Here is a 19,480-nt window from a genome sequence, read left to right as displayed (position 1 = left end):
TCCCGTAGAATCGGAACGACATGTCCTCCATCTTCGACTGCGGCGACGAGGCGCAGCTGCTCGCCGGTATGCGCCATGCACGCCAGGCGATCGGCCGCGGTGAACTCATCGTCATGCCCACCGATACCGTCTACGGCGTGGCCGCCGACGCCTTCTCGCCCGCTGCCGTGCAGCGGCTGCTGGATGCGAAGGGACGGGGGCGCGATCAGCCGCCGCCCGTCCTCATCGGCACCAAGGAGACGCTGACGGCTCTCGCGGAGTCGGTCCCCGAGCCGGTTCAACGCCTCGTCGACGCCTTCTGGCCCGGCGGGTTGACCATCGTGCTCCCTGCTCAGCCCTCGCTCGTCTGGGATCTCGGCGAGACCCGGGGAACCGTCGCCGTGCGGATGCCCGAGGGGCGCGTGGCGCTGGAGCTGCTGGCCGAGACCGGACCGCTCGCGGTCTCGAGCGCGAACCTCACGGGTCAGGCCGCAGCGATCTCGGCCTTCGACGCCGAGAAGATGCTCGGCGACAGCGTCGCCGTCTACCTCGCAGACGGAATGAGCCGCGACGGTGTGGCCTCGACGATCGTCGATGCCACTTCGCTCGTGCGTCCGCCGGCGGATTCGGATGCCGGACGCGTGCGCATCCTGCGTGACGGGGCGATCAGCCGGGAGCAGCTGGAGGAGGTGCTCGGCGATCTGCTCGAGCCCGCCCCGGAGCCGGACTCCGCGGCGCCCGCGCCTCGACAGGACGGGGATTCGTGAAGCAGTACCTCTTCACGATCATCCTGACCGCCGCGATCACCTTCGTACTGACCTGGGCGGTCCTGCGGGTGAGCCTGCGGTTCAAGCTGTACCCCGAGATCCGTGATCGCGATGTGCACACGCGTCCCACTCCGCGGCTCGGCGGGGTCGCGATCTTCCTCGGCATCGCCGCCGCGATGGGGATCTCGGCAGCGAACCCCTTCTTCCAGAGCATCTGGATGCCGCCGCAGACGATGTGGTCCATCCTCGGAGCCGCACTGCTGATCGCCGTGATCGGAGTCGTCGACGACCTGTGGGACCTCGACTGGATGATCAAGCTCGGCGCGCAGTTCCTTGCGGCCGGGATCCTCACGATCGGGGGAGGGCTGCAGATCCTCTCCCTCCCGTTCGGCGATCTCATCGTCTTCTCGAGCTGGCTGAGCATCACGATCACGATGTTCGCGATCGTCGTGGTCATGAACGCCGTCAACTTCATCGACGGCCTCGACGGCCTCGTCGCCGGGGTGTGTCTTATCGCCAACGGCGTCTTCTTCGCCTACTCCTACATCTTCACGCGCGACTCCGGCGCCTCGAGCTACTTCAACCTCTCGACCTTCATCGCCGCCGTCCTCATCGGCGCCTGCATCGGTTTCCTGCCCTGGAACTGGAGTCCGGCGAAGCTGTTCATGGGCGACTCGGGCGCACTCGTGCTCGGCCTGCTGATGGCCGTCTCCGCGATCTCCCTCACCGGGCAGATGGATCCGTCCGCGCTCGACCCCGAGCGTCTCGGGCGGTCCCAGCTGCTCGGTGCGTTCATCCCGATCCTGCTGCCGCTGATGGTGGTGCTGCTGCCGTTGCTCGATTTCGGCCTGGCGGTGCTGCGCCGCATGCACGCCGGCAAGTCGCCGTTCTCGCCGGACCGCAAGCACCTGCACCACCGCATGCTCGACCTCGGTCACCGCGACCGTGATGCCGTCCTCATCTTCTACGCCTGGACGGCGGTGATCTCACTCGCCGTCCTCCTCATGTACGTCGGAGCCCGCGAGGACTGGCCGGGCCAGTACCTTCCCGGTGTGGGATTCGGTGTGGTCGGGATCGCGGCCTGCCTGGTTCTCACCCTGAAGCCCTCGCGACGTGCGATCGCCGCAACCCCCGACTCCGACCCGACCCCCGTGGAGCCCTCATGAGTCCGAACCCCGTTTCCAGCACGCCGATCCTGCGACGCACTCTCATCTGGTCGGGAGTCGCCACCGTGGTCCTCGCGATCGCCGCGGCGGTCGTGGGCTACCTCGTCGGGCAGGAGAACGGACTGATCAGCGGCCTGCTCGGTGTGCTCATCGCCGCCGTGTTCCTCGGGATCACCGGTGCGAGCATCCTGATCGCGAACCGGTGGTTCGGCGAGCCGCTCTACGTCCAGTTCTTCTTCGCGATCGTGCTCGGCGGGTGGTTGCTCAAGCTGATCGTGTTCTTCCTCGGCGTCATCGTCCTCAAGGACCAGCCCTGGCTCGACCCCGTGATCTTCTTCGTCGCGATCGTCGCCGGCGTGCTGATGTCGCTGATCGTCGACGCCGTCGTCCTCATGACGATGCGCCTGCCGAATGTCAGCGATGCATCGCTTCCCTCGGTCGCCCCGGAGGACGTCGCTCCGGGGGCCCCGACCGCCGACGAGGACCCTCAGAGGTCTTAGGGCCGCCTCATACTCTGATAGTGTTGAAACGTGCCCGCCGCTCGCCCGCGAGCGCTTGCGCTGTGAAGCACACCGACCATCGTCGCCCCGGTTCTGACCGGTGCCCCGAAGCTGGAGCCCGCGCTGTTTAATCTTGCTGCGACCCTGACGCCACGACTTGCCACCGATGACGAGTTCCACGCTCCGTCGATCGCGGAGTTCTTCCCCGATGCGGTGTTCCAGATCGGCGACCTGGTCATCCACCGCATCCACCTGATCCAGTTCCTGGCCACGATCGCGGTCGTGCTGATCCTCTGGCTCGGAACGCGCAACATGCGCGTCGTCCCCGGGCGCTTCCAGAGCCTCGTCGAGATGGGCCTCGACTTCGTGCGAGTGAACGTCGCCGAGGACCTGCTCGGGCGCAAGGACGGCCGTCGCTTCCTGCCGATCCTCGCCACCATCTTCTTCATGGTGCTGTTCATGAACATCACGGGAATCATCCCGTTCCTGAACATCGCGGGTACGAGCATCATCGCGGTCCCGCTGCTGCTGGCCGTCGTCAGCTACGTCACCTTCATCTACGCCGGCATCAAGAAGAGCCCCAAGGGCTTCTTCAAGAACTCGCTGTTCCCGTCGGGCGTCCCCCCGTTCCTCTACATCATCGTGACGCCGCTCGAGTTCCTCTCGACGTTCATCATCCGGCCCGTCACGCTGACCCTCCGACTGCTGATGAACATGATCGTCGGGCACCTGATGCTCGTCCTGTTCTTCTCCGCAACGCAGTTCTTCGTCATCACTCTCGGAGGGTGGTGGACGGCACTCGGCGCGGGCACGCTCGCGTTCGGCTTCGCGTTCACCCTGTTCGAGATCCTGGTGGCGTTCCTGCAGGCCTACGTCTTCACCATCCTCACCGCGGTCTACATCCAGCTCGCGGTCGCAGAAGAGCACTGAGCGGGTCGGCAACAACCGCCTTCCCACCCAACGAAAGGAAAAACCCGTGGACGCAACTACGGTTCTCGCTGAAATCTCCGGCAACATCGGCACCGTCGGCTACGGCCTCGCGGCTATCGGACCGGCCATCGGCGTGGGTATCGTCGTCGGCAAGACGATCGAGGGCGTCGCCCGTCAGCCCGAGCTGGCCGGTCGCCTCCAGGTCCTCATGTGGATCGGTATCGCCTTCACCGAGGCGCTCGCCTTCATCGGCATCGCGACCTACTTCATCTTCCAGTCCTGACAGACACCCTCTGCGATAAGGAGACAGGATGCTGAACGCTCTTGTCACGTACGCGGCGGAGGAGGCGGACCACAATCCGCTCATCCCCGCCTGGTACGACATCATCTGGTCGGCGGTCTGCTTCGTCGTGATCCTGGTCGTCGTCTGGAAGGTGGCGCTGCCCAAGCTCTACACCCTCCTCGACGCTCGCTCCAACGCGATCGAGGGCAACATCGCCAAGGCCGACGAGGCCCAGAAGCAGGCCGAGGCGGCTCTCGAGGAGTACACCCGTCAGCTCGCCGAGGCACGCACCGAGGCCGGTGAGATCCGAGAGGCCGCCCGCGAGGACGGCAAGAAGATCGTCGCCGAGGCCAAGGATGCCGCTTCGTCCGAAGCAGCTCGCATCACGGCGACCGCGCACACGCAGATCGAGGCCGAGCGTCAGACCGCTCTCGTCTCGCTGCGCAGCGAGGTCGGCACGCTGGCCATCGACCTCGCCGGTGGCGTCGTCGGTGAGACGCTCTCCGACGATGCCCGCGCGACGGCGGTCGTCGACCGCTTCCTCGCCGACCTCGAAGCATCCGAGAAGGCGGCTCAGTAATGGGCAGCGCGACCACTCAGGCACTCGCGGCATCCATCCAGACGCTTGCCGCAGCGAAGGACGTCACCCTCGACACCGCGCGGGAGCTCTTCGCCGCCGCGCACGCCGTGGGCGATTCGTCTCAGCTGAGCGGCGCGCTGGCTGACCCGGCGGCCCCCGCAGCGGCACGGCAGAACGTCGTGACCGCGGTGTTCGGCGGGCTGTCGGCGAACACGCAGGCCGTGCTCAAGACGGTCGTCTCGGAACGCTGGTCCAACGCCGACGAGCTCGTCGACGGCATCGACGAGCTCGCGATCCGTGCCTCGGCGATCGCCGAGGCAGGCGCCGACATCGAGGGGGAGCTGTTCGGCTTCTCCCGCGTCGTCGCCGCGAACCCCGAGCTCGAGCTCGCACTGGGAAGCCGTCTCGGCGGTCAGGACGCGAAGTCGGCTCTCGTCGAGCGTCTGCTCTCCGGAGCGACCAGCGCCCCCGCGGCCCTGATCGTCTCCTCCCTCGTGCGTCAGCCGCGCGGGCGGCGGATCCGTCAGCTCCTCAACCGCGCCATGCGGATCGTCTCCGACCAGCGTGACCGCGTCGTCGCGACGGTCTACAGCGCGAGCGAGCTGAACGACGCGCAGCGCGCCCGCCTCGGCGAAGCGCTCTCGCGACGCTACGACGGTCAGGTGGCGCTCAACGTCGTCATCGACCCGACGATCATCGGTGGTCTGCGCGTGCAGATCGCCGACGACGTGATCGACGGCAGCATCTCCGCACGACTCGCCGACCTTCGCCAGAAGCTCGCGGGCTAACACGACTTCGCGCGGGGAACCGCGCACCCAGATACAAAGGGAAGACAATGGCAGAACTATCGATCAGCCCCGACGTCATCCGTGACGCGCTGAAGGACTTCGCCGCCGCTTACGAGCCCACCGGGGCCGCGGCGACCGAGGTCGGCACGGTCATCGACGCCGCTGATGGCATCGCGCACGTCGAAGGACTGCCCGGTGTCATGGCGAACGAGCTCGTGATCTTCGCCGACGGCACCAAGGGCCTCGCCCAGAGCCTCGACGAGCACGAGATCGGCGTCGTGGTCCTCGGCGACTTCGCCGGCATCGAGGCCGGTCAGGAAGTCACCCGCACGGGTGAGGTCCTCTCCGTTCCCGTCGGCGACGGCTACCTCGGCCGCGTGGTAGACCCGCTCGGAAACCCGATCGACGGGCTCGGCGCGATCGCCACCGAGGCCGTCCGCGAGCTCGAGCTGCAGGCGCCCGGCGTCATGCAGCGCAAGTCGGTGCACGAGCCGATGCAGACCGGCATCAAGGCCATCGACGCGATGATCCCCGTCGGCCGCGGCCAGCGTCAGCTGATCATCGGCGACCGCCAGACCGGTAAGACGGCCATCGCGATCGACACGATCATCAACCAGAAGGCCAACTGGGAGTCGGGCGACGTCAACAAGCAGGTTCGCTGCATCTACGTCGCCATCGGCCAGAAGGGCTCGACCATCGCTTCGGTGAAGGGCGCGCTCGAAGAGGCCGGCGCTCTGGAGTACACCACGATCGTGGCCGCTCCGGCATCCGACCCCGCGGGCTTCAAGTACCTCGCCCCCTACACCGGTTCGGCCATCGGTCAGCACTGGATGTACGGCGGCAAGCACGTCCTCATCATCTTCGACGACCTGTCGAAGCAGGCCGAGGCCTACCGTGCCGTCTCCCTTCTGCTGCGCCGCCCGCCGGGCCGCGAGGCTTACCCGGGTGACGTCTTCTACCTGCACTCGCGTCTGCTCGAGCGTTGCGCGAAGCTGTCCGACGAGCTCGGCGCCGGTTCCATGACGGGCCTCCCGATCATCGAGACCAAGGCGAACGACGTCTCGGCCTACATCCCGACCAACGTGATCTCGATCACCGACGGCCAGATCTTCCTGCAGTCCGACCTCTTCAACGCCAACCAGCGTCCGGCGGTCGACGTGGGTATCTCGGTGTCGCGAGTCGGTGGTGACGCTCAGGTCAAGTCGATCAAGAAGGTCTCCGGAACGCTGAAGCTCGAGCTCGCGCAGTACCGCTCGCTCGAGGCGTTCGCGATGTTCGCCTCCGACCTCGACGCCGCCTCGCGTCGTCAGCTGTCGCGCGGTGCACGTCTGACCGAGCTGCTCAAGCAGCCGCAGTACTCGCCGTACCCGGTCGAGGAGCAGGTCGTCTCGATCTGGGCCGGAACCAACGGCAAGCTCGACACGATCGAGGTCGAGGACGTCCTGCGCTTCGAGCGCGAACTGCTCGACTACCTGCGTCGCAACACCTCGGTGCTCGACACCCTGCGTGAGACCAACGTCCTCAGTGACGACACGGTCGCGGAGCTCGAGAAGCACACGGATGCCTTCGTCCTGGAGTTCCAGGGTGGCAAGGGACACGCCATCGGCGCCCCGGGTCACGAGGAGCACGCCGCTGCGGAGGCAGACGACGTCAACCAGGAGAAGATCGTCAAGGGTCGTCGCGCGTAATCGCGTGAGGTACTGATTTCATGGGCGCTCAACTCAGGGTCTACAAGCAGAAGATCAGTTCTGCTCAGACGACCAAGAAGATCACGAAGGCGATGGAACTCATCGCGGCTTCGCGCATCCAGAAGGCGATGGCACGCGTCAAGGCGTCCACCCCCTTCGCGCGAGCCGTGACGAGGGCCGTGTCCGCCGTCGCGACGCACTCGAACGTCGACCACCCGCTCACGCGTGAGCCCGAGAACATCAGCCGCTCCGCGGTCGTGATCTTCTCGTCGGACCGCGGTCTCGCCGGTGCCTTCAACTCGCAGATCCTCCGTGAGGGTCTCGAGGTGGCGGAGCTGCTGCGCGGTCAGGGCAAGGAGCCGGTGTTCTACCTCGTCGGTCGCAAGGCCGTCGGCTACTTCCAGTTCCGTCGCATCGCGGCGGCAGCGGAGTGGACCGGCGACACCGACACCCCGTCGTTCCACACGGCCGAAGAGATCTCGTCGACTCTGCTCGACGCGTTCTCGCGCGGCGGTGCGGGCGGCGGTGTCGACGAGATCCACCTCGTGTACAACCGCTTCGTCAGCATGATGACGCAGTCGCCGGAGTCCGTGCGCCTGCTTCCGCTGGAGATCGCGGAGGCCGACGAGTCGGAGGCGGGCAGCGCTGTCTACCCGCTCTACGAATTCGAGCCCGACGCCGAGACCGTGCTCGACGCGATCCTGCCGGTGTACATCCAGAGCCGCGTCTTCAACGCCCTTCTGCAGTCGTCTGCCGCCAAGCAGGCTGCGACGCAGAAGGCGATGAAGTCCGCCAGCGACAACGCCGACAAGCTCATCACCGACTACACCCGTCTGCGCAACAACGCGCGCCAGGCGGAGATCACGCAGCAGATCGCGGAGATCGTCGGCGGCGCCGACGCCCTCTCGTCTGGCAAATAGACCATCAGGAAAGAGACGAAGAAATGACCACCACCGCTACGGCTGACCAGCCCGCGACCGCGGTCGTCGGGCGCGTCGCACGCGTCAACGGTCCGGTTGTCGACATCGAGTTCCCGCACGACTCGATCCCCGGCATCTACAACGCGCTGAAGACGACGATCACCATCGGCGAGGAGTCGACCGAGATCACCCTCGAGGTCGCTCAGCACCTCGGTGACGAGCTCGTCCGCGCCATCGCCCTGAAGCCGACCGACGGCATCGTCCGCGGCCAGGAGGTTCGCGACACCGGAGAGGCCATCTCGGTCCCGGTCGGCGACATCACCAAGGGCAAGGTCTTCAACGTGATCGGCGAGGTCCTCAACGGCGAGCCCGGTGAGACCCTCGAGGTCACGGAGCGCTGGCCGATCCACCGCAAGGCGCCCAACTTCGACCAGCTCGAGTCGAAGACCACGATGTTCGAGACGGGCATCAAGTCCATCGACCTCCTCACCCCGTACGTCCAGGGTGGAAAGATCGGTCTGTTCGGTGGAGCCGGTGTCGGTAAGACCGTCCTCATCCAGGAGATGATCCAGCGTGTCGCGCAGGACCACGGTGGCGTCTCGGTGTTCGCCGGTGTCGGTGAGCGCACCCGTGAGGGCAACGACCTGATCCACGAGATGGAAGAGGCGGGCGTCTTCGACAAGACCGCGCTCGTGTTCGGCCAGATGGACGAGCCGCCGGGGACGCGTCTTCGCGTCGCACTGTCGGCCCTGACGATGGCGGAGTACTTCCGCGACGTGCAGAAGCAGGACGTGCTGCTCTTCATCGACAACATCTTCCGCTTCACGCAGGCCGGTTCCGAGGTCTCCACGCTTCTCGGCCGTATGCCGTCCGCCGTGGGTTACCAGCCGAACCTCGCCGACGAGATGGGTGTGCTCCAGGAGCGCATCACCTCGACGCGTGGTCACTCGATCACCTCGCTGCAGGCGATCTACGTGCCGGCCGATGACTACACCGACCCGGCTCCGGCGACCACCTTCGCCCACCTCGACGCGACCACCGAGCTCTCTCGTGAGATCGCTTCGAAGGGTCTCTACCCGGCCATCGACCCGCTGACCTCGACGTCGCGCATCATGGACCCCCGCTACCTGGGCGAGGACCACTACCGCGTCGCCACGACGGTCAAGCAGATCCTCCAGAAGAACAAGGAGCTGCAGGAGATCATCGCCATCCTCGGTGTCGATGAGCTCTCCGAGGAGGACAAGATCGTCGTGTCGCGTGCGCGTCGCATCCAGCAGTTCCTCTCGCAGAACACCTACATGGCCAAGAAGTTCACGGGTGTCGAGGGTTCGACCGTCCCGCTCAAGGAGACCATCGAGTCCTTCGATGCGATCACCCGCGGTGACTTCGACCACGTGGCCGAGCAGGCCTTCTTCAACGTCGGTGGTATCGGCGACGTCGAAGAGCGCTGGGCGCAGATCCAGAAGGAGAACGCCTGACCATGGCGCTCAACGTCAGCCTCGTCTCCGCCGACGCGGAGGTCTGGACGGGGGAAGCGAGCCTCGTGATCGCCAAGACCGTCGAGGGTGAGATCGGCTTCATGTCCGGTCACGAGCCGGTGCTGGCCATCCTCGCCGAGGGCCAGGTCCGGATCACCCAGACCGATGGCACCAAGGTGCTCGCGAACGCGCAGGACGGGTTCCTCTCGATGGAGGGCAACGTCCTGACGATCGTCGCCGGCAACGCGGCGCTCATCGCCTAGCAGTCGACTACATGCGTCCGCCTCGGACCCGATCTCCGGGTTCCGAGGCGGACGCATGTGCATTCCCCGAGGACTCATGAAGATCCTTCTCCCTCCGTCCGAGACCAAGCATCCCGGCGGTACCGGTGAGCCACTCGATCCCGCCGCACTGGCGCTGCCGGGTCTGCACGAGCACCGCACGGCGGTGATCGACGCTCTCGTCGATCTCGCGGCCGATGAGGAGCAGGCTCGACGGGTGCTGAAGCTGAGCGAACGCCAGGTGGGCGACATCGTCCACAATCGGATGCTGCGGAGCGCACCGACGATGCCCGCGATCGACCGCTACACCGGAGTGCTCTTCGATGCGCTCGACGCGCGCACGCTCGCTGCGGCGTCGCGCCGCTGGCTGGGGGAGCACGTGTGGATCCACTCGGCACCGTTCGGGCCGGTGGGAGCGCTCGACGGCATTCCTCCCTACCGCCTCGCGGCGGGCACCGCCCTCCCGGGACTGGTCGCGATGCGCCGGCACTGGGCCGATGCCACCAGCGCCGCCCTCGCCGAAACGGAACCCGCGTTCGTCCTGGATCTGCGGAGCGAAGCCTACGTCGCACTGGGACCGATTCCCACTTCCGTGCCGTCGGCCTACGTCCGGGTCGTCACCGACGATGGCGACGGGGGAGCGCGGGCTCTCAACCATTTCAACAAGAAGTCGAAGGGTCAGCTCGTCCGCGCTCTCGCGGAGAGCCGGCCGCGGATCGGCTCGCTGCGATCGCTCCTCATCTGGGCGTCGAAACACGACATCATCCTTCGGCGCACCGAAGACGACCGGGTGCTCGAGCTGGTCGTCACGGAGTGACGCCCGTCCGCGCATGGGGAGATGTCCCCGTGCGTGTCGTTGCCGCGTCGTTATCTGCACCGCTATGGTGGGTCTCGCGGCGTGGATTACGCCACCAATTCGGATCCGGAGGGGATCATGAATCCTTACTACGACTCGAGCTACTGGGCATTCCTCGGTGGCGTCATCATCTTCAGCGTCATCATCGGCCTCGCCGCCTACGTGCTCGTCTCCCTCTTCTTCATGAAGATCTTCGAGAAGGCCGGTGTCGAGGGCAAGTGGCGCGCGTGGGTGCCCGTGTACAACTACATGGTCTTCGCCAAGCTGGGCGACATGTCGCCGTGGCCGGTGCTGATCGTGATCGGTCTTTCGCTCATCCCGTACCTGAACTTCCTCACCGGACTCGCGGCGGCAGCGCTCTTCGCCGTCATCGCATGGCGCGTCGGACTCAAGCTCCAGAAGGATGCGGTGTGGGTGGTCCTGTGGATCTTCCTCTCCATCGTCTGGCTCGGCATCAACGCGTTCGACAAGTCGCGATGGAACCCGAACATCCAGCCCGCTCCGTGGGCCGGAAACGGATTCTTCGCTGACCGCACCGTCTGGGCGGGCATCCCCGTCCAGCCTTCTGCCGCCGCCCCGCAGGCCGGATACGGCGCTCCCGGTTACGGCGCGGCCCCGCAGGGGTACGCACCCCCCGCTCCGCAGGGCTACGCCCCGCCGGCTCAGCCCGGATACGCACCTCCCGCACAGCCCGGATACGGCACCCCCGCGGCGCCCCCGGCGAGTGCACCCGCTACGCCGCCCGCGCCGCCGGCTCCGCCCGCGACTCCGCCGGCACCGCCCGCTGCTCCGCCTGCTCCGCCGACGGACCCCACGCAGCCTCCGGCCTGATCGTCCCGTGCGAAGAGCCCTCGACCTCACGGTCGGGGGCTCTTCCCGTCTTCACGGCGCTTCGGCCCGTCGCCGAAAACCGGCACGCCGCTGGGATAGCGTGAGGGTATGGTCATGTCACAGCGCCGCGTCGGTGCGTCCGGACTCCTCGTCTCCGCCGCCGGCCTCGGATGCAACAACTTCGGGCGGGCCGGCACCGCCACCGAGACGATCGAGGGCACGCGCGAGGTGATCTCCGCGGCGATCGCCAACGGCATCACCCTGTTCGACACGGCGGACATGTACGGCGCCGAGGCCGGAACGAGTGAGACGCTCATGGGGGAGGCCCTCCAGGGGCGGCGCGACAGCGTCGTGCTCGCGACGAAGTTCGGTCACGAACGCGACATGGGTTACGCCTTCCCCGCAGCCCGGGGATCTCGGCGCTACGTCCGTCGCGCGGTCGAGGAGTCCCTGCGTCGTCTGCAGACGGACTGGATCGATCTGTATCAGTTGCACCTGCCCGATCCTGAGACGCCGATCGCCGAGACCATTGATGCTCTCGACGAGCTGGTCCGTGAGGGCAAGATCCGCTATTACGGTCACTCGAACTTCACCGGTTGGCAGATCGCCGAGGCCGAGTTCACCTCCACCGCTCGCTCGAGCGGTCGCTTCGTCTCGGCGCAGAACCACTACTCGCTGCTCGCCCGCGCCGCCGAGAGGGAGGTCCTCCCCGCGGTCGAACGGTACGGGCTGGGTTTCTTCCCGTTCTTCCCCCTCCACAACGGGCTCCTCACGGGCAAGTTCACCCGCGAGGGTGGACCCGCGAGCAGCCGGATCATGTCGTCTCGGCGTCACGTGTGGGAGAACGCGCCGTGGGAGGCGTTGGAGGCGTATCGCGTGTTCTGCGAGGAACGCGGGATCACGATGGTCGAGGCGACGTTCGGCTGGTTGCTGTCCCGTCCCGCGGTCTCCAGTGTCATCGCGGGCGCGACGTCGGCGGCGCAGGTGGAGTCGAATGCGCGCGCCGGCGATGCATGGCGACCCGACGCCGAAGAGCTCGCCGTCATCGATGCGCTCTTCCCTCTGCCTCAGGACCCGGGGGCGCAGGTGTGAGCGCAATCAGCGATTCGACTACGATGTGTGAGTACCTCGCGGCCGTCCGATCCGCCGTGGGACCATCGGAGGCAGCACGTGGCTGAGACGACAACGACGACGCGTAGCGTCACGGTCGCGCAGCGCCCGCTGCTGCTCTCCTGGGCGGGCACGACTGATCAGGGGCGCCGTCGCGACACGAATCAGGATGCATTCCTCGCGGAGTATCCGCTGTTCATCGTCGCCGATGGAATGGGTGGACACGCAGGAGGCGAGATCGCCAGCCGCAGCACGGTTCAGCGGCTGCAGGCACTGGTCGATGACGGATCCGTGGAGCGGCCGGCGATCGAGAAGGCGCTCGAACTCGCGGTGGCGGACATCGCGGATCACCCCGAGACCACCGACGAGGGAACCGGGACCACGCTGACCGGCGTGTTCCTGGAGCTTCAGGACGGGGAGCCGCACTGGGTGTCGCTGAACATCGGCGACTCACGCGTGTACCTCCTGCGCGACGATCGCCTCGTGCAGGTGACGACCGATCACTCGGTCGTCCAGGAACTCATCACGGCGGGGAAGCTGAGCCCGGAGGAAGCGGAAGGGCATCCCTACAGCAACGTGATCACACGGGCGGTCGGGGCGAGTGAGCTGACGCCGCCGGACTACCTGACGATCGAGGTCCGCGCCGGCGATCGGTTCGTGATCTGTTCCGACGGACTCACCAAGGAGCTCACCGACTACGGCATCCAGCACTTCCTGCGGGAGAACCCCGAACCGGGGCCGGCCGTCGACGCGATGCTCGCCGCGGCCCTCGAGAACGGCGGCCGAGACAATGTCACCGTCATCATCGTGCAGGTGACCGATCCTGCGGACTCCTCCTCCACAACGGACGAGAACGGCGAATAGCCCCGATCGCCTGTGAGCGGAGACCCTCCGCCGATCCCCATGCCGTCGAATGGAGGGCATGGATCCCCTCCCGATCGTGCTGCCGGCCACGCAGGTCCCGCCTCGACGCGCCCCTTTGCCGTTCCTCGCCGCCGGTATGCCCGTCGTCGCCGGCGTCGTTCTCTGGCTGATCACCGGCTCGCTCTTCTCCCTCTGCTTCGCCGCGCTCGGCCCCGTGATGATGGTGGCCTCGCTCGCCGATTCGGGACGCGGTCGTCGTCGGGAACAGCGACGCATCCTCGAGGAGGATGAGCGGTCATGGGCGGTGGCGGAGGAACAGCTCTCCTCGATGCACGGGGAGGAGAGACACCGCCGCTGGGGTCAGCACCCCGACGCGGCCACCTGCACGCAGGAACCGCCGCTGCGCGGCACGGAGCCGCCCGAGGCGAGGACGCCCGTCGTGGTCGGTTCCGGTGCTGTCGCCAGCATCATCCGTACGACCGGTGGTGACGGTGAGCGGGCACGTGAACTCCAGGAACGTGCGCGTGTGCTCGAGTCCGCTCCGATCATCGTTCCCCTGGGCGCGGGAATCTGCGTGCGGGGCCCGCAGCCTCTCACCCTCGCCGTGGCGCGTGCGCTGGTTCTGCAGCTCTCTCTGCGGTTCGCGCCGGGACAGCTGAAGCTCGTCGGCGAGGGGTTCCCCGACGGGGACTACGCCGGGCTTCCGCACTCGTCGTCCCTCCGGCGAGGATTCCGCCTCGGTGTCGGACCCGCGTCGATCCGGGAGGTCGAAGCGGACGCGACGATCTGGCTGGCGCGGTCCGGCGAAGAAGTACCCGACGGCATCCTCACCGTCCTGGATCTGCAGGAACCGCGGGAGGCCACGCTCCGAACCCCGGAGGGCGTCGTCACGATCGCCGCCGAAGGGGTGTCCCGCCAGCAATTCGAGACGATCGCCTCCCGCCATCTCGCCTCCGACGACGAGGCGGATGCCGTGCCGGAGGCGGTGGAGTTCGCTCAGCTCGTGCAGACACCGGCCGAATCAGGGCTGCGGGCGGTCATCGGTCGAGGAGCGGGTGCGGACGGAGAGGTCGACATCGTCGAAGACGGTCCGCACGCCATCGTCACCGGCACCACGGGTACCGGCAAGAGCGAGCTGCTGGTGACCTGGGTCACCGCGATAGCCGCGTCGTACGGCCCTGAGCGAGTGAACTTCGTCCTGGCCGACTTCAAGGGCGGAACGGCGTTCGAACCGCTCCGGGCGCTGGCCCAGGTGACCGCGGTCATGACGGATCTCGACGAGGCGGGAGCGCGACGCGGCGTGGAGAGCCTGCGTGCCGAACTGCGCCGTCGGGAGGGCGCTCTCGCCGCAGCCGGTGTGCGCGATATCGCCGACGTGGAGATTCCGCGACTCCTGATCGTCGTGGACGAGTTCGCGGCCCTCCTGCAGGACCATCCGGATCTCGGCTCCGTGTTCACCGACATCGCCGCGCGAGGCCGCGCGCTGGGGATGCATCTGATCCTCGGCACCCAACGCGCCTCCGGGGTGGTGAGGGACTCCCTCGCCGCGAACTGCCCGTTGCGGCTCAGCCTTCGGGTCAGCGATCCGTCCGACAGCCGCGCGATGATCGGGACGGCGGCTGCGACGGAGATCCCCGGGGGAGTGAGCGCCCGAGGCCTCTGCCTCGTGCGCCGCCCGCAGGACGACGATGCCGAACCCCTTCGCGTCGCGTTGACCCGTGAAGACGACCTGAGCGGGGTGGCGAAGCGCTGGGCGCACCTGCCCAGGCCCGTGAGTCCCTGGCTGCTTCCGCTCGCCGAGATGATCCCGCTGCCGGAGGATGCGACGAGGCCGGGGAGCTCGGAGATCCTCTGGGGAGTCGCCGATGTCCCGGAGTCGCAGGAGCAGCCGCGGCTCGTCATCCGGGCGGGCCAGGATCGTGGGATCTCCGTGATCGGCGCTCCCGGGTCGGGGCGCACCGCCGCTCTCCGCGTGCTCGCCGCACAGGTCCCGGAGGCGCTGTGGATCCCCGCCGACGCGGAGCGGATGTGGGACGTCGTGCAGTCGCTGGTCGAGGGACACACACGGATGCCCGCGCTCGTCCTCTGCGACGACCTCGACGCCCGTGTCGCGGAGCTGCCGCCCGAGTATGCGCAGACTCTGGTGCAGCGGTGGGAGCAGATCCTGCGCGGTGCGACCGGGAGCAGCGTCGTTATCACGGCGACGCGATCGAGCGGAGCCATCGGGCGCGTGCTCGACGCGCTGCCGCGCCGAGCCCTGCTGCGCGCCGCGAGCAGGGTCGATCACGTCGCCGCCGGCGGCGAGAGCGCGACGTTCGACGAGCGTCGTCCACCCGGCCGTGCTCGCCTCGACGGCCACGAGACGCAGTTTTTCTGGAAGCCCGACGGAGCTGCGAGTGACGGGCGCGCGATCGGCGGCGAGGGGCCGGAGCGCTGGGAGCCGGGAGCGGGGCTCCATGCCATCGTCACGGCCGGGGCCGCGTCGCTCGTCTCCGCGGTTCAGCAGGCGCACCCCTCCGCGCGGGTGAGCGTGATCGGGTCGGGGGCCGTCATCGGTGCGGGTCAGGGCTTCACGCAGACCCCGGGCGGAGAACACGAGCCGGTCGTCCTCCTCGGCGACACCGATGCCTGGCAGCGCGAGTGGTCGCTCTGGCAGCGCGTCCGCACGGACGGCGAGGTGCTCATCCGCGCGGAGCGGCCTTCGGATCTCCGGCAGTTGGTCGGGCTCCGGGAACTGCCGCCGTTCGCGCGGCTTCACGCCGGACGGGTGTGGGCGGTGCGCGGAGCTGAGGCACCGCGGCGACTCGTGGTTCCCGCGCTCCTCGGTGAGCGGGAAACCTGGAGACGTGAGCCCGCGCCCGTGACGGCAGCGAGCGTCGGTGCGCAGCCGCCGGCGGACCAGCCCCGCACACGGCGGAGCCTGCGGGAACGTCGGGGATGAGGCGTCAGATCCCGGGGGAGACGAGAACCCGACCGACCGGCTGTCCGCCGCCGAGCACGTCGAGCGAGAGCGCGTCGGCCAGGTCGGCGACATCACGATCCGTGAGTGCCCCGGCTCGCGCGAGCAGCGTCGCAGCCACGATGGTCGATGCGCGTGCTCCGCCGTCGAGCATCTTCAGGGCGACGGTCGTGCCGTTGGGGGCCACCATGACCATGACGCCCTCGGCGCCTCCCTTGGCGAAGACTCCGAGCTTCTCGATGGCGACGGTGTCGGGCCGTCCGGGACCCTCGATGGTCCAGGGGTGCTCGCGCACCGCGCGCACCAGGGAACCGGCGACGCGATGGAGGGCGAACGGCGAGCGATCCGATGCCGTGCCGATCCGGTGGATCGCGCGGGCGAGGCCCGTCAGCGTCATCGCGTAGACCGGTGTGCCGCAGCCGTCGATCGACGTGTGGGAGATCTTCTCGCCGGTGAGACGCTCGATCACCTCGCGGATGTGCGCCTGCAGAGGGTGGCCCTCCTCCAGATACCCTTCCGTGGGCCAGCCGGTGGCGATGCAGGCGCGCAGCATCGCGGCGTGCTTGCCCGAGCAGTTCATCCGCACGCTCGCCTGCTGGCCGTGCTCCCGCACCATCTCGTCGCGGGTCGCCTGGTCGCTCGGCCAGGCCGGCGGGCAGGCGAGCGCGTCTTCGTTCAGACCACCGGCCGTCAGCATCTCCCGCACCGCGGCGGCATGCCGATCGGTCCCGATGTGACTCGCCGTCGACAGAGCGAGGTGCTCGCCCTCGAGCGCGGCTCCCGCCGTGATGCAGGCGACCGCCTGCAGGGGCTTCATGCTGGAGCGCGGCAGGATGAGCGCATCGGCGTTGCCGAGACGCGCGACCACCTCTCCCTCAGAGGAGAGCACCACCGCCGCTCCCGCGTGTCGCGACTCGACGAAGCCGCTCCGCTCTACGACGGCGAGTTCGACGGAATCCTGAACGGTGAGAGTCTCCAGCACCCGTCCAGACTATCCCCGCCGCCCGACGAGTCGCCGAAGCGAGTGCGGCGCCGGGAGTGTCGGCGACCGGTGGCACACTGGGGAGCATGGCAGAACACGCAACGCGCATCCTCGGAGAGCACCGTTATGCGCTCACGAGCATCTGGACCGGCAACACCGGGACCGGCACGAGCGGCTACCGCGACTATCGGCGCGACGTCGAGATCTCCGTCGAGGGAAAGCCAATGCTCCTCGCATCCGCCGACAAGCCTTTCCGCGGCGACCCCGCGCGATGGAACCCCGAGGACCTCCTCGTCGCAGCGCTGTCGGAATGCCACCTGCTCTCGTACCTGCACGCGTGCGTCACCGCGGGCGTGGTCGTCCTCTCCTACCGCGACGACGCGACCGGCACGATGCGCGAAGACGGCGCGGGCGGCGGAGCGTTCTCCGAGGTCACGCTGCACCCGCAGGTCGTCGTCGCCGACGCTTCCATGATCGAGGCCGCGGAGCGCGCGCACGTGCAGGCCAACGAGTGGTGCTTCATCGCGAACTCGATGAACTTCCCCGTGCGGCACGAGGCCACGGTGACCGCCCTCGGCTGAGCGCTCGACGACCGTCAGCGACGCTCGTGCGGCAGAGCCTGCTTGATCTTCTCGATCGCTCCCTGCGCGGGAGCTTCGTTGTATGCCCCGGCGAGCTCCTGGCCCGAGAGCGCGTGGATCGCGGCCATGATCTCGTCGGTCGCGAGACGACGCGCTCGACCGCTCGTCGCCGGACCGTGCGGGGCGAGATCGAGGGGTTTGCCGAAACGCACCGTGATGCGCTCCTTCGTCGTGGGGATCTTCGCGCCGACCGGCATCACCTTGTCGGTTCCGATGAGCCCGACGGGGACGACGGGCGCTCCGGTCTGCAGAGCCAGGAAGGCGACGCCCGTGCGGCCCTTGTAGAGCCGACCGTCGGTGGAACGGGTGCCCTCCGGGTAGAGCGCTACGGCGAGTCCCTCATCGAGCAGCTGGCGCTGCAGGTCGAGTGCGTCCAGAGCAGCCTGTCCGGCACCGCGGCGTACCGGTATGGCTCCGATGGATTCGAAGAAGGTCTTGCTCAGCCAGCCCTTGGCGCCGGTGCCCTCGAAGTAACTGGATTTCGCGAGGAAATGCACCGGACGGGGGGCTGCAACCGGGATCGCGATGGAATCGATGAAGGACAGGTGGTTGCTGGCGAAGATCACGGCCCCGGTGCGCGGGACGTTCTCCTTGCCCTCGACGCGCGGACGATAGATCAGCCGGGCGAGCGGGCTGATGATGCTGCGCCCCAGCGCGTAGGCGAATCCGGCGTGACGAGGCTCCGCTGACTTCGAGGTCTCTGCGGTCTCTGCGGGGGACGATTCCGGGTCCACGGACGGCTCAGAGGTCATCAGAGAAGGCTACTCCGAGATCCATGCCGGCACTGGAATGAAGCGGTTGTGTCGCGTCTCCCAGCGCGGGCCAAGCGAAATGCGAGAGGATGAAGCGTCCCGCCCGCGATCTCGAAGGCTCAACTGTGCGCAAGCGTCCGCTCGTCCTCCTGTCCACCGTCGCCGCGGCGACCCTTCTGCTGGCCGGCTGCTCCGGCAGCGCTGAGCCGGAGAGCTCGGCCACGCCGGAGGAGACCGCGGGAGCGACGTCGTGCCTCGCCGACCTCGCATCCGGTGCCGGATCCGACGCCGTCACGGTCGAGGGAACGGACGGCGACGCGAAGGTGACGGTCCCCGCAGGCACCGAGATCACCGAGCCCGAGCGTTCGGTGATCACCGAGGGCGACGGCGACGAGGTGCTTCCCGGCGACCTCGTCTCGCTGCGCTACCAGCTCGTCGACGCGACGACCAACGAGGTGTTGAGCAGCTCCGAGCGCGGCCCGGACGGCATCCTCTCCGCGTTGCTCGCCTCGCAGCAGCAGCAGATCTCCGACCCCACGCAGTCGACCGTGTTCACGGTCGCAGCGGAGTGCCTCCCCGTCGGGTCGAGCGTCGTGCTCACCCTCCCCGCCTCGCAGGAGGGCCTGAACCCGAGCGTGCTCTACGTCCAGACGATCGAGAAGCTCCCGACCATCGCATCGGGTACGGACGTCGAGCCCGAAGCGGGGATGCCCACCGTCGACCTCGACGCGGACGGCGCCCCCACCATCACTCTCCCGGACGGCGACGCTCCGGCCGAGACGAAGGTCGCGGTCCTGAAGCAGGGCGACGGCGCGACGGTCGCCGAGGGTGATCTCGTCACTGTTCAGTACCGCGGCATCAAGTGGTCGGACGGGGAAGAGTTCGACTCCAGCTGGAGCCGCGGAGCGGCGCCGGCGCAGTTCCCCACGACGGGTGTCGTGACCGGCTTCAAGAAGGCGCTCGAAGGCCAGAAGGTCGGATCGCAGGTCATCGTGACGATGCCGCCGTCCGAGGCGTACGGCGCGAGCGAGGGCAACGAGCTCCAGAACGAGAGCCTCGTGTTCGTCGTGGACATCCTCGCGACCACCCCGCCGGAGCAGGTCCAGCAGTAAGCGGCGGAGCCGA

General features: G+C 68.0%; 20 protein-coding genes. 18 read left to right on the top strand and 2 right to left on the bottom strand.

Translation table 11 applies throughout. The annotated features are described in order from the left end of the window. Window positions 1-20 precede the first annotated feature (20 nt). The 16 genes from WFJ97_RS04075 (at window position 21) to WFJ97_RS04000 (ending at window position 15,962) form a co-directional block, all read left to right on the top strand. Window positions 21-746 carry an L-threonylcarbamoyladenylate synthase gene (locus WFJ97_RS04075; protein ID WP_247622784.1) on the top strand — a complete coding sequence of 242 codons (726 nt, stop codon included), beginning with the start codon at window positions 21-23 and terminating at the stop codon, window positions 744-746. Continuing rightward, a complete protein-coding gene (locus WFJ97_RS04070; protein WP_247622783.1) occupies window positions 743-1,912 on the top strand; it encodes a glycosyltransferase family 4 protein in 1,170 nt (389 codons plus the stop codon). Before WFJ97_RS04075 ends, WFJ97_RS04070 begins: the two co-directional genes overlap by 4 nt. Continuing rightward, window positions 1,909-2,412, top strand: a complete 504-nt coding sequence (locus WFJ97_RS04065) for a hypothetical protein (protein WP_247622782.1) — start codon at window positions 1,909-1,911, stop codon at window positions 2,410-2,412. Before WFJ97_RS04070 ends, WFJ97_RS04065 begins: the two co-directional genes overlap by 4 nt. 123 nt (window positions 2,413-2,535) lie before the next feature. Continuing rightward, entirely contained in the window at window positions 2,536-3,342 is an 807-nt protein-coding gene (gene atpB / locus WFJ97_RS04060) for a F0F1 ATP synthase subunit A (RefSeq protein ID WP_372491578.1), read from the top strand. A 46-nt stretch (window positions 3,343-3,388) separates the two neighbouring features. After that, on the top strand, window positions 3,389-3,625 hold the full coding sequence (atpE, locus tag WFJ97_RS04055; protein WP_045258877.1) for an ATP synthase F0 subunit C: 237 nt from the start codon (window positions 3,389-3,391) through the stop codon (window positions 3,623-3,625). A 28-nt stretch (window positions 3,626-3,653) separates the two neighbouring features. After that, on the top strand, window positions 3,654-4,205 hold the full coding sequence (locus WFJ97_RS04050; RefSeq protein ID WP_247622780.1) for a F0F1 ATP synthase subunit B: 552 nt from the start codon (window positions 3,654-3,656) through the stop codon (window positions 4,203-4,205). Then, window positions 4,205-4,993 (top strand): F0F1 ATP synthase subunit delta, encoded by a 789-nt coding sequence (locus tag WFJ97_RS04045; RefSeq protein WP_247622779.1) that lies wholly within the window; start codon window positions 4,205-4,207, stop codon window positions 4,991-4,993. Before WFJ97_RS04050 ends, WFJ97_RS04045 begins: the two co-directional genes overlap by 1 nt. A gap of 47 nt (window positions 4,994-5,040) precedes the next feature. Continuing rightward, window positions 5,041-6,681, top strand: coding sequence for a F0F1 ATP synthase subunit alpha (atpA, locus tag WFJ97_RS04040; protein ID WP_247622778.1), 1,641 nt, complete (start codon window positions 5,041-5,043; stop codon window positions 6,679-6,681). A 20-nt stretch (window positions 6,682-6,701) separates the two neighbouring features. Next, window positions 6,702-7,601 carry a F0F1 ATP synthase subunit gamma gene (locus tag WFJ97_RS04035; RefSeq protein WP_247622777.1) on the top strand — a complete coding sequence of 300 codons (900 nt, stop codon included), beginning with the start codon at window positions 6,702-6,704 and terminating at the stop codon, window positions 7,599-7,601. Between the two features lie 23 nt (window positions 7,602-7,624). Then, window positions 7,625-9,079 (top strand): F0F1 ATP synthase subunit beta, encoded by a 1,455-nt coding sequence (gene atpD / locus WFJ97_RS04030; protein ID WP_247622776.1) that lies wholly within the window; start codon window positions 7,625-7,627, stop codon window positions 9,077-9,079. 2 nt (window positions 9,080-9,081) lie between these two features. Further along, on the top strand, window positions 9,082-9,342 hold the full coding sequence (locus WFJ97_RS04025; protein ID WP_247622775.1) for a F0F1 ATP synthase subunit epsilon: 261 nt from the start codon (window positions 9,082-9,084) through the stop codon (window positions 9,340-9,342). 76 nt (window positions 9,343-9,418) lie between these two features. Continuing rightward, entirely contained in the window at window positions 9,419-10,177 is a 759-nt protein-coding gene (locus WFJ97_RS04020; protein WP_336641853.1) for a YaaA family protein, read from the top strand. Between the two features lie 117 nt (window positions 10,178-10,294). Beyond that, a complete protein-coding gene (locus WFJ97_RS04015; protein WP_336640548.1) occupies window positions 10,295-11,047 on the top strand; it encodes a large exoprotein in 753 nt (250 codons plus the stop codon). Window positions 11,048-11,155: 108 nt separating this feature from the next. Beyond that, window positions 11,156-12,139: an aldo/keto reductase gene (locus tag WFJ97_RS04010; protein WP_336640547.1), complete on the top strand. Its 984-nt coding sequence runs from the start codon at window positions 11,156-11,158 to the stop codon at window positions 12,137-12,139. A gap of 78 nt (window positions 12,140-12,217) precedes the next feature. Next, complete coding sequence (locus WFJ97_RS04005) at window positions 12,218-13,021, top strand: PP2C family protein-serine/threonine phosphatase (protein ID WP_336640546.1); 804 nt, start codon at window positions 12,218-12,220, stop codon at window positions 13,019-13,021. A 58-nt stretch (window positions 13,022-13,079) separates the two neighbouring features. Beyond that, the gene (locus WFJ97_RS04000) at window positions 13,080-15,962 is read left to right on the top strand and encodes an FtsK/SpoIIIE domain-containing protein (RefSeq protein WP_336640545.1); all 2,883 of its coding nucleotides are present in this window, start codon (window positions 13,080-13,082) and stop codon (window positions 15,960-15,962) included. 4 nt (window positions 15,963-15,966) lie between these two features. Here WFJ97_RS04000 and WFJ97_RS03995 read toward each other — a convergent pair whose 3' ends face one another. Further along, window positions 15,967-16,962, bottom strand: a complete 996-nt coding sequence (locus tag WFJ97_RS03995; protein ID WP_336640544.1) for an asparaginase — start codon at window positions 16,960-16,962, stop codon at window positions 15,967-15,969. An 86-nt stretch (window positions 16,963-17,048) separates the two neighbouring features. Between WFJ97_RS03995 and WFJ97_RS03990 the strand changes: the two genes are divergently transcribed. Continuing rightward, window positions 17,049-17,543, top strand: coding sequence for an OsmC family protein (locus tag WFJ97_RS03990; protein ID WP_247632427.1), 495 nt, complete (start codon window positions 17,049-17,051; stop codon window positions 17,541-17,543). 14 nt (window positions 17,544-17,557) lie between these two features. Here the strand turns inward: WFJ97_RS03990 and WFJ97_RS03985 are convergent, their stop codons facing one another. Next, window positions 17,558-18,355, bottom strand: a complete 798-nt coding sequence (locus WFJ97_RS03985; protein WP_247622768.1) for a lysophospholipid acyltransferase family protein — start codon at window positions 18,353-18,355, stop codon at window positions 17,558-17,560. Between the two features lie 89 nt (window positions 18,356-18,444). On the opposite strand from WFJ97_RS03985, the gene WFJ97_RS03980 reads away from it, so the two are divergent. Next, a complete protein-coding gene (locus WFJ97_RS03980) occupies window positions 18,445-19,467 on the top strand; it encodes an FKBP-type peptidyl-prolyl cis-trans isomerase (RefSeq protein WP_336640543.1) in 1,023 nt (340 codons plus the stop codon). The last annotated feature ends 13 nt before the right edge of the window (window positions 19,468-19,480 follow it).

Origin of the sequence: Microbacterium sp. USHLN272 (assembly GCF_037149655.1) — a bacterium.
GTDB classification, from domain to species: Bacteria; Actinomycetota; Actinomycetes; order Actinomycetales; family Microbacteriaceae; genus Microbacterium; species Microbacterium galbinum.
This window is presented reverse-complemented; position numbering and strand designations above follow the sequence as displayed.

Bases quoted from the DNA above. Each gene is read 5' to 3' on its own strand.
- WFJ97_RS04075 (WP_247622784.1), top strand. From the start codon at position 21: ATGTCCTCCATCTTCGACTGCGGCGACGAGGCGCAGCTGCTCGCCGGT.
- WFJ97_RS04065 (WP_247622782.1), top strand. From the start codon at position 1,909: ATGAGTCCGAACCCCGTTTCCAGCACGCCGATCCTGCGACGCACTCTC.
- WFJ97_RS04050 (WP_247622780.1), top strand. From the start codon at position 3,654: ATGCTGAACGCTCTTGTCACGTACGCGGCGGAGGAGGCGGACCACAAT.
- WFJ97_RS04045 (WP_247622779.1), top strand. From the start codon at position 4,205: ATGGGCAGCGCGACCACTCAGGCACTCGCGGCATCCATCCAGACGCTT.
- atpA (WP_247622778.1), top strand. From the start codon at position 5,041: ATGGCAGAACTATCGATCAGCCCCGACGTCATCCGTGACGCGCTGAAG.
- WFJ97_RS04035 (WP_247622777.1), top strand. From the start codon at position 6,702: ATGGGCGCTCAACTCAGGGTCTACAAGCAGAAGATCAGTTCTGCTCAG.
- atpD (WP_247622776.1), top strand. From the start codon at position 7,625: ATGACCACCACCGCTACGGCTGACCAGCCCGCGACCGCGGTCGTCGGG.
- WFJ97_RS04025 (WP_247622775.1), top strand. From the start codon at position 9,082: ATGGCGCTCAACGTCAGCCTCGTCTCCGCCGACGCGGAGGTCTGGACG.
- WFJ97_RS04020 (WP_336641853.1), top strand. From the start codon at position 9,419: ATGAAGATCCTTCTCCCTCCGTCCGAGACCAAGCATCCCGGCGGTACC.
- WFJ97_RS04015 (WP_336640548.1), top strand. From the start codon at position 10,295: ATGAATCCTTACTACGACTCGAGCTACTGGGCATTCCTCGGTGGCGTC.
- WFJ97_RS04010 (WP_336640547.1), top strand. From the start codon at position 11,156: ATGGTCATGTCACAGCGCCGCGTCGGTGCGTCCGGACTCCTCGTCTCC.
- WFJ97_RS04000 (WP_336640545.1), top strand. From the start codon at position 13,080: ATGGATCCCCTCCCGATCGTGCTGCCGGCCACGCAGGTCCCGCCTCGA.
- WFJ97_RS03990 (WP_247632427.1), top strand. From the start codon at position 17,049: ATGGCAGAACACGCAACGCGCATCCTCGGAGAGCACCGTTATGCGCTC.
- WFJ97_RS03985 (WP_247622768.1), bottom strand. From the start codon at position 18,355: ATGACCTCTGAGCCGTCCGTGGACCCGGAATCGTCCCCCGCAGAGACC.
- WFJ97_RS03980 (WP_336640543.1), top strand. From the start codon at position 18,445: ATGAAGCGTCCCGCCCGCGATCTCGAAGGCTCAACTGTGCGCAAGCGT.